The organism is Streptomyces hilarionis (genome assembly GCF_024539675.1).
Lineage (GTDB): Bacteria > Actinomycetota > Actinomycetes > Streptomycetales > Streptomycetaceae > Streptomyces > Streptomyces hilarionis.
Window position 1 is genome coordinate 37,448 of the sequence record NZ_JAHHIT010000020.1, and the last position, 13,097, is coordinate 50,544.

At 70.0% G+C, this 13,097-nt stretch carries 10 protein-coding genes; 1 reads left to right on the forward strand and 9 read right to left on the reverse strand.

The window, feature by feature from the left end; genetic code table 11:
• Window positions 1-60: 60 nt before the first annotated feature.
• The 9 genes from rodA to KMS84_RS04655 all read right to left on the reverse strand — a co-directional run bounded on the left by rodA (window position 61) and on the right by KMS84_RS04655 (window position 11,912).
• Window positions 61-1,260, reverse strand: coding sequence for a rod shape-determining protein RodA (gene rodA, locus KMS84_RS04615; protein WP_256914726.1), 1,200 nt, complete (start codon window positions 1,258-1,260; stop codon window positions 61-63).
• Complete coding sequence (mrdA, locus tag KMS84_RS04620; protein ID WP_256914727.1) at window positions 1,257-3,506, reverse strand: penicillin-binding protein 2; 2,250 nt, start codon at window positions 3,504-3,506, stop codon at window positions 1,257-1,259. Before mrdA ends, rodA begins: the two co-directional genes overlap by 4 nt.
• Before the next feature lie 155 nt (window positions 3,507-3,661).
• Window positions 3,662-4,333 carry a rod shape-determining protein MreD gene (mreD, locus tag KMS84_RS04625; protein ID WP_256914728.1) on the reverse strand — a complete coding sequence of 224 codons (672 nt, stop codon included), beginning with the start codon at window positions 4,331-4,333 and terminating at the stop codon, window positions 3,662-3,664.
• A gap of 15 nt (window positions 4,334-4,348) precedes the next feature.
• A complete protein-coding gene (mreC, locus tag KMS84_RS04630; protein WP_256914729.1) occupies window positions 4,349-5,287 on the reverse strand; it encodes a rod shape-determining protein MreC in 939 nt (312 codons plus the stop codon).
• Between the two features lie 209 nt (window positions 5,288-5,496).
• Window positions 5,497-6,516, reverse strand: a complete 1,020-nt coding sequence (locus KMS84_RS04635) for a rod shape-determining protein (RefSeq protein WP_020127820.1) — start codon at window positions 6,514-6,516, stop codon at window positions 5,497-5,499.
• Window positions 6,517-6,749: 233 nt separating this feature from the next.
• Window positions 6,750-7,163 carry a nucleoside-diphosphate kinase gene (gene ndk / locus KMS84_RS04640; RefSeq protein WP_256914730.1) on the reverse strand — a complete coding sequence of 138 codons (414 nt, stop codon included), beginning with the start codon at window positions 7,161-7,163 and terminating at the stop codon, window positions 6,750-6,752.
• A 92-nt stretch (window positions 7,164-7,255) separates the two neighbouring features.
• Window positions 7,256-7,621: a DUF4233 domain-containing protein gene (locus KMS84_RS04645; protein WP_256914731.1), complete on the reverse strand. Its 366-nt coding sequence runs from the start codon at window positions 7,619-7,621 to the stop codon at window positions 7,256-7,258.
• A gap of 8 nt (window positions 7,622-7,629) precedes the next feature.
• Window positions 7,630-9,162, reverse strand: a complete 1,533-nt coding sequence (gene folC, locus KMS84_RS04650) for a bifunctional tetrahydrofolate synthase/dihydrofolate synthase (protein WP_256914732.1) — start codon at window positions 9,160-9,162, stop codon at window positions 7,630-7,632.
• 98 nt (window positions 9,163-9,260) lie between these two features.
• Window positions 9,261-11,912, reverse strand: coding sequence for a valine--tRNA ligase (locus KMS84_RS04655; protein WP_256914733.1), 2,652 nt, complete (start codon window positions 11,910-11,912; stop codon window positions 9,261-9,263).
• Window positions 11,913-12,048: 136 nt separating this feature from the next.
• Between KMS84_RS04655 and KMS84_RS04660 the strand changes: the two genes are divergently transcribed.
• Complete coding sequence (locus KMS84_RS04660) at window positions 12,049-13,041, forward strand: hypothetical protein (RefSeq protein WP_256914734.1); 993 nt, start codon at window positions 12,049-12,051, stop codon at window positions 13,039-13,041.
• Window positions 13,042-13,097 lie beyond the last annotated feature (56 nt).

Sequence of the window (13,097 nt, forward strand, 5' to 3'; positions counted from 1 at the left end):
CGGACCCGAATCACGGCCGCCCGGAGGAGAACCCGAAGGTGCCCGGGGGTGCGGGGGCGCTCAGGCCGACATGGGCCGTTGCACCCGGATGGACTGCAACAGTCCCACCGCCACCCAGACGGCGAACATCGATGTGCCGCCGTAGGAGACGAACGGCAGCGGCAGGCCCGTCACCGGCATGATCCCCAGGGTCATGCCGATGTTCTCGAAGGCCTGGAACGCGAACCAGGCCACGATGCCCGCGGCGACGATCGTGCCGTACAGCTCCGTCGTCTCACGCGCTATGCGGCAGGCGCGCCAGAGGACCACGCCGAGCAGGACGATGATCAGGCCCGCGCCCATGAAGCCGAGTTCCTCGCCCGCGACCGTGAACACGAAGTCGGTCTGCTGCTCGGGCACGAACTGGCCGGTGGTCTGCGAGCCGTGGAACAGCCCGGCGCCGGTGAGACCGCCGGAGCCGATCGCGATCCTCGCCTGGTTGGTGTTGTAGCCCACGCCGGCCGGGTCGAGGCTGGGGTTGGCGAAGGCGGCGAAGCGGGCGATCTGGTACTCGTCGAGGATGTGCAGCTGCCAGACGGCGATCGCGCCCGCCGCGCCCGCTCCGAGCAGCCCGAAGACCCAGCGGTTGGAGGCGCCGGAAGCCAGCAGCACGCCCAGCACGATCATCACCATGACCATGACGGACCCGAGGTCGGGCATCAGCATCACGATCAGCATGGGGACGGCCGCGAGACCGAGCGCCTGGATCACCGTGCGCTGGTCGGGGTAGGGCTTGTCGCCCGCGTCGACCCGGGCCGCGAGCAGCATGGCCATGCCCAGGATGATCGTGATCTTCACGAATTCGGAGGGCTGGAGCGAGAAGCCGCCGCCGAGCACGATCCAGGAGTGCGCGCCGTTGACCGTGGAGCCCAGCGGCGTGAGCACCGCGAGGATCCCGAGGAGCGACAGTCCGTACAGGACCGGCACCGCGTTGCGCAGGGTGCGGTGGCCGAGCCAGATGGTGCCGACCATCAGGGCGAGCCCGATGCCGGTGTTCATCAGGTGCCGGACGAGGAAGTAGTACGGGTCGCCCTGGTTGATCTCGGTGCGGTTGCGGGTCGCCGAGAAGACCAGGAGCGAGCCGATCAGCGACAGCGCGATCGCCGACAGCAGTATCGGCCAGTCCAGCCTGCGGGCCATCGAGTCACGGGCGAAGACCCGTGTCCAGCCGGCCCGGGCGGGCCCGTATCCGGAGACGGAGAAACTGTTCGCGCCGCTCATGTGCACATCCTCCGGCTTCCCCTGTTCCGTCGTCGGCGGCGGGTGTCGCGGTTGGTGGCGGTGTTCTGCTGCGCGGTGCCCGCCGGCTGCGTCCCGTCCGGGTCCGGGGTGCTCTGCTGGCTGGCGCGCTGCTCCTTGGCCGGGTCCTTGGAGACCTTGGGGGACTTGATCGTGCCGTCCGCCTGGACCTTGGGCAGGCCGGTCTGCGGGGTGGGCAGCAGGGCGTTCTTCTTGTCGATGCCGCCGTCCTCGGAGACGCCGTACATCGCGTTGTAGATGTGCCGCACGGCCTCACCGGAGGCGCCCGAGCCGGTACCGGCCTGGGCGATCGTCATGACGACCGTGTAGTCCTTGCTGTACGTGGCGAGCCAGGACGTCGTCTGCTTGCCGTAGACCTCCGCGGTACCCGTCTTCGCGTGCAGCGGGATCTTGTCCTGCGGCCAGCCGCCGAACTTCCAGGCGGCGGTACCGCGGGTGATCACGCCTTCCAGCGCGGCGTCCATGCCCTTGATCGTGGCCTTGGTGACGGGCAGCCTGCCCTTGGGCTTGGGCTTGATCTCCTGGACGGTCCGGCCGTCGGCGCTCACGATCGCCTTGCCGATGGTCGGGGTGTACATGGTGCCGCCGTTGGCGAGCGCCCCGTAGATCACGGCCTCCTGGATCGGGGTGACGAGGGTGTCGCCCTGACCGATGGAGTAGTTGATCGAGTCGCCCTCGCGCATCTTGTTGCCCTCGAGGCAGTTCTCGTACGCGATCTTCTCGACGTAACTGCCGTCCTTCTTGCCGGACTTGCACCAGGAGTCCTTGTTGGCCTTCCAGTAGGACTCCTTCCACTGGCGGTCCGGGACCCGGCCGGTGACCTCGTTCGGCAGGTCGAGACCCGTCTCCTTGCCGAGGCCGAACTGGTGGGCGGCCTTGTAGAAGAAGTCCTTGGGCTCACCCTTCTTCGGGTTGATGCCGCCGTCCTTCTTCCACTCCCGGTCGGCGAGGCCGTAGAAGACGGTGTCGCAGGAGACCTCGAGGGCCCGGCCCAGCGAGATGGGGCCGAAGCTCTCCCCCTCGAAGTTCTTGAACACCTGGCCGCCCACCGAGTAGGAGCTGGTGCACGGGTAGCCGCCGTCCCACTCGTAGCCGGCCTCGACCGCGGCGGCCGTGGAGACCACCTTGAACGTCGAACCGGGCGCGGACTGACCCTGTATGGCCCGGTTGAGCAGCGGGTAGTCGGAGTTCTTGCCGGTGAGCCGCTTGTAGTCCTTGGCGGAGATGCCGCCGACCCAGACGTTGGGGTCGTAGGCCGGGGCGGACGCCATGGCGACGACCCGTCCGGTCTTGGCCTCCATCACGACGACGGCGCCGGAGTCGGCCTTGTAGTTCTCGCCGGTGATCTTGTCGAACTGGGTGCGGGCGATCTTCATCGCGTTGTTCAGCTCGTACTCGGCGACCCGCTGGACGCGGGCGTCGATGCTGGTGACGAGGTTGGAGCCGGGCTGGGCCGCGTCGGCCTCGGCCTGGCCGATGACACGGCCGAGGTTGTCGACCTCGTAGCGGGTGACGCCGGCCTTGCCGCGCAGCTCCTTGTCGTACTGGCGCTCCAGGCCGCTGCGGCCGACCTGGTCGGAGCGCAGGTACGGCGAGTCGGTGTCCTGGGCCTTGGTGATCTCCGCGTCGGTGACCGGGGAGAGGTAGCCGAGGACCTGGGCGGTGTTGGCGTTGCCGGGGGCGGCATAGCGGCGCACGGCCTCGGGCTCGGCGGTGATGCCGGGGAAGTCCTCGGCGCGCTCGCGGATCTGAAGGGCCTGCTTGGCGGTCGCCTCGTCGGTGATCGGGATCGGCTGGTAGGGCGAGCCGTTCCAGCAGGGCTGCGGCGTCTTCGCGTCGCACAGCCGGACCTTCTGGGCGACCTCGTCGGCCTTCATGCCGAGGACACCGGCGAGCTTGGCCAGGACCGCCTTGCCGTCGTCGGGCTGCTTCAGCAGGTCCGTGCGGGAGGCGGAGACGACCAGGCGCGTCTCGTTGTCGGCCAGGGGCACGCCGCGCGCGTCCAGGATCGAGCCGCGCACCGCGGGTTCGACGACCTGCTGCACGTGGTTGCCGGAGGCCTCCTTGGCGTACGCGGCGCCCTCCCGGATCTGCAGGTACCACAGGCGGCCGCCCAGGGTGCCGAGCAGGGAGAGGACGAGGATCTGGATCACGACGAGCCGGATCTGCACCCGTGGGGTCCGACCGGTCTCGGGAATGTTGGTCACTGCGGCTGTCTCCCCCTCTCAGGACGCGGACGCGGTGCGCGAACGTGTGTGCGCGGACGAATGATGAACGATCGGTCTGTGAGGCCTCGTTCCGCCTCGCCTTACCCGTTCGGGTGATTCATCCGGTGGCGCGCCGTGCGCGCGGGCCCCCGCCGTCACAGCCGCTTGACCCCCTTGATGCGCCCGGCTCGGGTGGCCCGCGACCGGGCCGCCTTCAGCTTGAGCCCGCCGCGCTGCCCGCCGATCCGCAGGCCCGTGCCCGAGGAGAGCCAGCCGGAGGAGATGTCCGGGGTCTTGGCCGCGGAGTTGGTCTCGGCGAGCGGGTCGTTGTCGGCGCGCCGCGCCAGGAACATGATCGCGGGGACCACGAACGGGGCGAGCAGCAGGTCGTACAGGGCGGACGTGAACAGCAGCCCGGTCAGGCCCACGTGACGGGCGGCGGTGTCGCCGACGAGGGCGCCGACCCCCGCGTACAGCAGGGTCGAGCCGACGGCGGCCGCGACGACCACGACCATCGGGCCGGTGGCCGACTTGATCTGCCCGGTCTCGGGCTTGATCAGCCCGGCGAGGTAGCCGATCACGCAGAGCACCAGGGCGTAGCGCCCGGCCGCGTGGTCGGCGGGCGGCGCGAGGTCGGCCAGCAGGCCGGCGCCGAAGCCGATGAGGGCGCCGCCGACATGGCCGTACACCATGGCCAGGCCCAGCACGGTGAGCAGGAGGAGGTCGGGGACGGCGCCCGGGAGGTGGAGGCGGGCGAGGACGCTCACCTGGACGACCAGGGCGACGACGACCAGCGGGACGGAGAGCAGGATCCGGTTGACGCGCATGGGGGTTGTCAGCTCCTACTGCTGCTGGCCGTCTACGGGTGCGTTCGCGCTCGGAGTGACCGTGACGGTCACCGTCGGCGTGGGGACCGGTTTGGGCTTGGAGGGGAGCACGGTGTCGCGCGGGTCCTTCTTCGGGGCCTCGACGACGACGCCCACGATGTCGAGCTTGGTGTAGCTGACGTACGGCGTGACGTAGAGGGTGCGGGTGAGGTCGCCGCCGGAGGGGTCGACGCGGGAGACGACGCCGACGGGGACGCCGGGCACGAAGGGCTTGTCGGCCTGCGAGCCGAAGGTGACCAGCCGGTCGCCCTTCTTCACGTCGGCCTTGCCGTTGAGGAGTTCGACGCGCAGCGGGCGGTCGCCCTGCCCGGAGGCGAAGCCGAGCTCGTCGGAGGACTCCATCCGGGTGCCGACGGTGAAGTCGGGGTCGCTGGCCAGCAGCACGGTCGCGGTGTCGGGTCCGACGGTGGTGACCCGCCCGACCAGTCCGTCCCCGTTCAGGACCGTCATGTCGCGCTTGACGCCGTCGTTGGCGCCGACGTCGATGGTGATCGTCCAGGAGAAGCCCTGGGCCGCTCCGATGGCGATGACCTCCGCGCCCTTGATGCCGTACTGCCCGGTGCCGGCGATCTTCAGCATCTTGTCGAGCTGCGTCAGCCGGCTGCGGTTGCGGTCGTCGCTGCCGAGCTTCGCCTTGAGCGCCGCGTTCTCCTTCTCCAGCGCGGTGAGCCGGTCGTGGCGCTCCCCGGAGTCGCGGACGGCCGAGACGGCGTTGCCGACGGGGTCCACCGCCGACGACACTCCGTTCTCGATCGGGCCGAAGGCGGCGGCCGCGGCCTGCCGGGCGCCGTCGACCGGGGAGTCCTCCCCGCCCCGGATGTCCACCGTGATCAGCGCGAACGCTACGGCGATCAGCAGCACCAGGAGCAGCCGGCTCTCTCGTGTGTCCCTCACGTGCGGCGGCCGTGCCCTTCCTCGAGAGAAAAACCAAGAACAGGAATCAGGAAGCAGGTGTCGTCGAGCAGTTGTCGGAGAGCGGGCGGGGAACCGGGGTGGCCCCGGGCCGAGATGACCAAGGGCGCTTTATCGGAGCTTATGCCGCAATACCAACGATCCGCCGCACGAGAGGAGATCATCCCGTACGGCGGAATCGAAGCGTTACGTCATCTGCGCGGCGCCGCGTCCAGGACCTGCTGGAGCGCCTCGAACTCCTCGACGCACTTCCCGGAGCCGAGCGCCACGCTGTCCAGCGGGTCCTCGGCGATGTGGATGGGCATGCCGGTCTCCCGGCGCAGCCGCTCGTCCAGACCGCGCAGCAGGGCTCCGCCACCGGTCAGAACGATTCCGCGGTCCATGATGTCGCCGGACAGCTCCGGCGGGCACTTGTCGAGCGTGGTCTTCACGGCGTCCACGATCGCGTTGACCGGTTCCTCGATCGCCTTGCGCACCTCGGCGGCCGAGATGACGACGGTCTTGGGCAGTCCGGAGACGAGGTCGCGGCCACGGATTTCGGTGTGCTGGTCGTCGTCGAGGTCGTACGCCGAACCGATCGTGATCTTGATCTGTTCGGCGGTCCGCTCACCGAGGAGGAGGCTGTACTCCTTCTTGATGTGCTGGATGATCGCGTTGTCCAGTTCATCGCCCGCGACACGGATGGACTGGGCGGTGACGATGCCGCCGAGCGAGATGACCGCGACCTCCGTGGTGCCGCCGCCGATGTCCACCACCATGTTGCCCGTGGCCTCGTGGACCGGCAGGCCGGAGCCGATGGCCGCGGCCATGGGCTCCTCGATGATGTGCACCTGACGGGCGCCGGCCTGGGTCGACGCCTCGATGACGGCACGGCGCTCGACGCCCGTGATGCCCGAGGGCACACAGACGACGACCCGCGGCCGAGCCAGATACCGCCGCTTGTGGATCTTCAGGATGAAGTAGCGGAGCATCCGCTCGGTGATCTCGAAGTCGGCGATCACGCCGTCCTTCAGCGGACGCACGGCAACGATGTTGCCCGGCGTTCGCCCGATCATCTTCTTCGCTTCGGCGCCGACCGCGAGGATGCCACCGGTGTTGGTGTTGATCGCGACGACGGACGGCTCGTTGAGGACGATCCCGCGACCCCTGACGTACACCAGCGTGTTGGCGGTCCCGAGGTCGACAGCCATGTCACGGCCGATGAACGACATTGAGTTCCCCATCAGGATTCGACTGGCCTTCCATGAGCTTTGAGGGCTTATCAGGTCGGCGAGGTGGGTGCTGTGACGTGAAGGCTTCCATCGTAAACGCGCCTGCACGAACACTGCGGAGCGGTCTCCGCCATTGTTTGCAGATGCTGTGTGGGTTCGCTTCTGGAGACGGGCGTTCGGGGGCTCACGTTCCCTCGATCGCCCGCTTCAGACCCTTCTGCGGCCGTACGGGGTCAGGCCCGGCCGGGGAAGAAGATCTTCACCTCGCGCTCGGCGGACTCCTCGGAGTCGGAGGCGTGGATCAGGTTCTCGCGGACGATGACACCGTAGTCGCCGCGGATGGAGCCGGGAGCGGCGGCGATCGGGTCGGTCGGGCCGGCCAGCGCCCGCACGCCCTCGATGACCCGCTCGCCCTCGACGATCAGCGCGACGACCGGACCGGAGGCCATGAACTGCACCAGCGGCTCGTAGAAGGGCTTGCCCTTGTGCTCGCCGTAGTGCTGCTCCAGCGTGTCCTGGTCCAGCGTACGCAGCTCCAGCGCGGTGATCTGCCAGCCGGCCTTGCGTTCGATACGGCTGATGATCTCGCCGGTCAGGCCACGACGGACGGCGTCGGGCTTGAGCAGGACGAGGGTGCGCTGGCTCACGAGGGGGCTCCTTCTACAGCCGGTGTCCGGCGCCGGTGCTCTGGCGCCTCAGGTGCGGTGGGATGAGGTTACAGGTCCGCTCCGGGCACTCGTCACGCAGCGTCAGCGGTATCCGCCGAGGCGGCGGAGGCCTGCGCGGCGAAGCGGGCCCTGGCCTCGTCGACCTTTCGGCCGTAGTGCACCGAGGCCCACCACAGCGCCCCGAAGAGCAGGCCCATGAAGAACATGATCGGGACGAAGAAACCGGACGCGACCAGGGCGATCTGGAGCGCCCAGCCGAGCGCGACCCCGCCGGGCCGGGTGACCATGCCGCACAGCAGCACGCTGAGCAGCATGGCGATGCCGCAGACCGTCCACACCGTGGACGGGGACAGCTCGGAGTCCTTCATGGCGACCAGGCCGGCGAAGCCGATGACGAAGAACTCACCGATCAGGGTCGAGGAGCAGAGCGTACGCATGGCGGGCCTCAGCCCTTCCCGAGGAGCAGTCGCGCCTCGCCGACGGTGATGACGGAACCGGTGACCAGGACGCCTCCGCCCGAGAACTCGCCCTCCTCCTCGGCGAGGGTGATCGCCGCCTCCAGGGCGTCGGGCAGCCGCGGCTCGACCTGGACGCGCTCGTCGCCGAACACCTCGACGGCGATCGCGGCGAGCTCGTCGGCGTCCATCGCGCGGTGGCTGGCGTTCTGCGTGATCACGACCTCGGCGAAGATCGGCTCGAAGGCCTCCAGGAGCCCGCGCACGTTCTTGTCGCCGCTGGCGCCGACCACGCCGATCAGCCGGGAGAAGTCGAACGCCTCCCCCACGGCCTCGGCGGTGGCCCGGGCGCCGGCCGGGTTGTGCGCGGCGTCCAGGACGACGGTCGGGGAACGGCGGACGACTTCGAGGCGGCCCGGCGAGGTGACGGCGGCGAAGGCCTTGCGGACGGTCTCGATGTCGAGCGGCTCGGGCCGCTGGGAGCCGACGCCGAAGAACGCCTCGACGGCGGCGAGCGCGACGGCCGCGTTGTGCGCCTGGTAGGGGCCGTGCAGGGGCAGGTACACCTCGGGGTACTCGCCGCCCAGCCCACGCAGGGTGACCAGCTGCCCGCCGACGGCGACCTGGCGGGCGACGACCCCGAACTCCAGCCCTTCCCGGGCCACGGTCGCGTCGACCTCGACGGCCTTCTTCAGCAGCACCTGGGCCGCGTCGACCGGCTGCTGGGCCAGGATGACGGTGGCGTCCTGCTTGACGATCCCGCCCTTCTCGGCGGCGATCTCGGCGGTCGTCTCCCCGAGCCGGTCGGTGTGGTCCAGGTCGATGGGCGTGACGACGGCGACGTCGCCGTCGATGACGTTCGTGGCGTCCCAGGAGCCGCCCATGCCCACTTCCACGACGGCGACGTCCACGGGCGCGTCGGCGAAGGCGGCGTACGCCATGCCGGTGAGCACCTCGAAGAACGACAGCCGGTACTCCTGCGCGCCGTCGACCATGTCGATGTACGGCTGGACGTCCCGGTAGGTCTCGATGAACCGCTCGGCGGAGATCGGGGCGCCGTCCAGGCTGATGCGCTCGGTGATCGACTGCACGTGCGGGCTCGTGTACCGGCCGGTGCGCAGCTCGAAGGCGCCGAGCAGCGCCTCGATCATGCGGGCGGTGGACGTCTTGCCGTTCGTGCCCGTGATGTGGATCGACGGGTAGGAGCGCTGCGGGTCCCCCAGCACGTCCATCAGCGCGGCGATCCGGGCGACGGAGGGTTCGAGCTTCGTCTCGCCCCAGCGGGTGGCCAGCTCCGCCTCGACCTCGCGCAGGGCCTTGTCGACCTCGGGGTCCTCGGGGCGCGCGGGCACGTCGGCCTGCGGTGCGCCGCCCTGGGTGCGCAGGGTGCGGCTGCCGGCCTCGATGACCGCGAGATCGGGGTCGCGGTCGGTCTCCTCGGCGATGATCTCGTCGAAGGGATCGAGGGGGTCGAAGGGGGCGGGCAGGTCGTCGTGGTTGCCGTTCGGGGGGAGCTCGCTCACGGGGCCAGTCTACGGACGACCGCTGACAGAGGTGGGCGAAGGCCCCCGCAACCGTGCCGGTCCCGGGGGCCTTCGTCGTCATGACGCCTCGCGCCGCCTCACGCCTGGGGCAGACGCTCCAGCTGGCTCTCGATGCGGGCGATGTCCTCGTCCGCCTTGGCCAGGCGGGTGCGGATCTTGTCGACCACGTTGTCGGGGGCCTTCGCGAGGAACGCCTCGTTTCCGAGCTTGGCGACCGCCTGGGCCTTCTCCTTCTCGGCCGCCGCCAGGTCCTTGGCCAGCCGCTTGCGCTCGGCGGCCACGTCGATCGTGCCGGACAGATCCAGCGCGACCGTGGCGCCCGCGACCGGCAGGGTCGCCGTCGCGGAGAAGTCCTCGCCCTCCGGCTGCAAACGCAGCAGCTGGCGGACGGCGGCCTCGTGCGCCGCGAACGGCGTGCCGTCGAGGGTCAGGCGGGCCGGGACGCGCTGGCCGGGTTGCAGACCCTGGTCGGCGCGGAACCGGCGGACCTCGGTGATGACCGACTGGAGGCTCTCGATCTCCTTCTCGGCGGCCGTGTCCCGGAAGCCGCCCGGCGCGTCGGCACCGGGGACGGACACAGCCTTGGGCCACGCGGCGACGACGAGGGACTCGCCGCCGGTCAGCGTGGTCCACAGCGTCTCCGTGACGAACGGGACGATCGGGTGCAGCAGCTTCAGGGTGACGTCGAGGACCTCGCCGAGGACCCGGCCGGAGACCTTCGCGGGCTCGCCGCCGGCCATGAACGTCGTCTTGGACAGCTCGACGTACCAGTCGAAGACCTCGTCCCAGGCGAAGTGGAACAGCGCGTCGGAGAGCTTCGCGAACTGGAAGTCCTCGTAGAGCGCGTCGACTTCGGCGACGACCGAGTTGAGCCGGGACAGGATCCAGCGGTCGGTCGCCGACAGCTGCGAGGCGTCCGGCAGCGGGCCCTCGACCGTCGCGCCGTTCATCAGCGCGAAGCGCGTGGCGTTCCAGATCTTGTTGGCGAAGTTGCGGGAGCCCTGGACCCAGTCCTCGCCGATCGGGACGTCGACGCCGGGGTTGGCGCCGCGCGCGAGGGTGAACCGGAGCGCGTCGGAGCCGTACTTGTCCATCCAGTCCAGCGGGTTGACCGCGTTGCCGAAGGACTTCGACATCTTCTTGCCGAACTGGTCGCGGACCATGCCGTGCAGGGCGATGGTGTGGAACGGCGGGGTGCCGTCCATCGCGTACAGGCCGAACATCATCATCCGGGCGACCCAGAAGAAGAGGATGTCGTAGCCGGTGACCAGAACGGAGTTCGGGTAGAACTTCGCGAGCGACTCGGTCTGCTCGGGCCAGCCGAGCGTGGAGAACGGCCACAGGCCGGAGGAGAACCACGTGTCGAGGACGTCGGTGTCCTGACGCCAGCCCTCGCCGGTGGGCGCCTCGTCGTCGGGGCCGACGCAGACGACCTCGCCGTTCGGGCCGTACCAGACCGGGATGCGGTGACCCCACCACAACTGACGCGAGATGCACCAGTCGTGCAGGTTGTCGACCCAGTCGAAGTACCGCTTCTCCATCTCCTGCGGGTGGATCTTGACGCGGCCGTCGCGGACGGCGTCGCCGGCGGCCTTCGCCAGCGGGCCGACCTTGACCCACCACTGCATGGACAGGCGCGGCTCGATGGTCGTCTTGCAGCGCGAGCAGTGGCCGACGGAGTGGACGTACGGCCGCTTCTCGGCGACGATCCGGCCCTCGGCGCGCAGGGCGGCGACGATGGCGGAGCGGGCCTCCAGCCGGTCCAGGCCCTGGAAGGGGCCGTGGGCGGTGATGACCGCGTGCTCGTCCATGACGGTGAGCGACGGCAGGTTGTGGCGCTGGCCGATCTCGAAGTCGTTCGGGTCGTGCGCCGGGGTCACCTTGACCGCGCCGGTGCCGAACTCGGGGTCGACGTGGGTGTCGGCGACGACCGGGATGGAGCGGTCGGTCAGCGGAAGGCGGATCTCCTTGCCGACCAGGTGCTTGTAGCGCTCGTCGTCGGGGTGGACGGCGACGGCCGTGTCGCCGAGCATCGTCTCCGCGCGCGTGGTGGCGACGACGATGGTGTCGTCGCCCTCGCCGTACTTCATGGAGACGAGCTCGCCGTCGTCGTCCTGGTACTCGACCTCGATGTCCGAGATCGCCGTCAGACAGCGCGGACACCAGTTGATGATGCGCTCGGCCCGGTAGATGAGCTCGTCGTCGTAGAGCCGCTTGAAGATGGTCTGGACGGCCTGGGAGAGGCCCTCGTCCATGGTGAAGCGCTCACGCGACCAGGCGACGCCGTCGCCGAGGCGGCGCATCTGGCCGCTGATCTGGCCGCCGGACTCGCCCTTCCACCGCCAGACGCGCTCGACGAACGCCTCCCGGCCGAGGTCGTGACGGGACTTGCCCTCCTTGCCCAGTTCGCGCTCGACGACGTTCTGCGTGGCGATGCCGGCGTGGTCCATGCCCGGCTGCCAGAGCGTCTCGAAGCCCTGCATGCGCTTGCGGCGGGTGAGGGCGTCGATGAGCGTGTGCTCGAAGGCGTGCCCCAGGTGCAGGCTGCCCGTGACGTTCGGCGGGGGGATGACGACGGTGTACGGAGGCTTGTCGCTCTTGGCGTCGGCCTCGAAGTAGCCCCGCTCCACCCAGCGCTCGTACAGCGGCCCCTCTACGTCGGCCGGCGCGTACTGGGTCGGCAGTTCGGTGTGGGGCGCTGATGGCTGCTGCTGAGCGTTCTCGGTCACGCGCCCAGTTTAGGGGTGTCACCGAGCCGTCCCGAAACGTGTTTCCTCTGTAACGGTGCGACCCCCGCCGCCGCGCAGGTAGGGGCTTTGAGCCAGGATGTGAAAAACGCATAAGCATCTGGAGGGGAACCCAGGAATGAGTCACAACCAGCCGGGCCCGTACGGTGGGCAGCCCCAGCAGCCCGGACCGTACGGCCAGCCCGGTCCGTACGGTCAGCCGCCGCAGGCGCCGCAGCCCGGCTACGGCTACCCCCAGCCGCCCACCGCCCCGCAGCCCGGCTACGGCTACCCGGCGCAGGCCCCGCAGGGCGTGCCCCCGCAGGCCCCGCCCTACGGCCAGCAGCCGCCGTACGGGCAGCCCCCGTACGGGCAGCAGCCGCCGCCGTACGGCCAGCCGCCCTACGGCGTCCCGCAGCCGCCGGCGGGCGGCCGCGGCAAGAAGACGGCCGCCGTCGTCGTCGGCGCGGTCGCGGTCGTCGTCGCGCTGGGCGTGGGCGCCTACTTCGTGATCGGCGGAGGCGGCGGCGCCGGCGGCCTCAAGGACGACGGCGCGCACAAACTGACGACGCCGGGGACCGCCCTGACCGACTACAACAGGGTCTCGGACGACGGCGCGAGCCCCGGCAAGGACTCGGGCGCCGACCTGGCGAAGACCGGTGTCCAGAACGGCAAGTCCGTCATCGGCGTCTACACGACGGCGGACCTGAGCGGGTACGACCCGGCCGACCCGAGCACCGCGCCCGACGCGTCCGAGCTGGCCACCTCGAAGACCATCACGTTCGCCGGCGCCTACGGCAAGATCGCCGACCCGCAGGCGACGCTGGACCTGTTCTTCGCCAACTTCAAGAAGTCGTCGCAGGAGAGCTCGTCGGGTTCCGCCGGGGCCCAGAAGGGCGAGCTGGTGGGCGAACCCGAGAAGGCCGACCTCGACGGCGCGGTCATGAAGTGCCAGGCGGCCAAGGGGAAGAACGCGCTCACCAAGCAGGAGAAGACCGACTGGTTCTGCGCCTGGGCCGACTACAGCACCATCGCCATGGTGTCGCCGGGCGACGCCACGAAGGGCGTCACCAAGGACGTGGCGATCGACATCACCACGAAGCTGCGCGACCAGATCCGCGTCGGCGTGTGACGTCCCGGTCCGCGGACGGACACGAGGAGGGGCCCCGGTCGCATGACCGGGGCCCC

Coding starts and splice junctions, on each gene's coding strand:
- KMS84_RS04635 (WP_020127820.1), bottom strand. CDS start 6,516: ATGTCGTTCATCGGCCGTGACATGGCTGTCGACCTCGGGACCGCCAAC.
- mreD (WP_256914728.1), bottom strand. CDS start 4,333: ATGCGCGTCAACCGGATCCTGCTCTCCGTCCCGCTGGTCGTCGTCGCC.
- KMS84_RS04645 (WP_256914731.1), bottom strand. CDS start 7,621: ATGCGTACGCTCTGCTCCTCGACCCTGATCGGTGAGTTCTTCGTCATC.
- KMS84_RS04660 (WP_256914734.1), top strand. CDS start 12,049: ATGAGTCACAACCAGCCGGGCCCGTACGGTGGGCAGCCCCAGCAGCCC.
- rodA (WP_256914726.1), bottom strand. CDS start 1,260: ATGAGCGGCGCGAACAGTTTCTCCGTCTCCGGATACGGGCCCGCCCGG.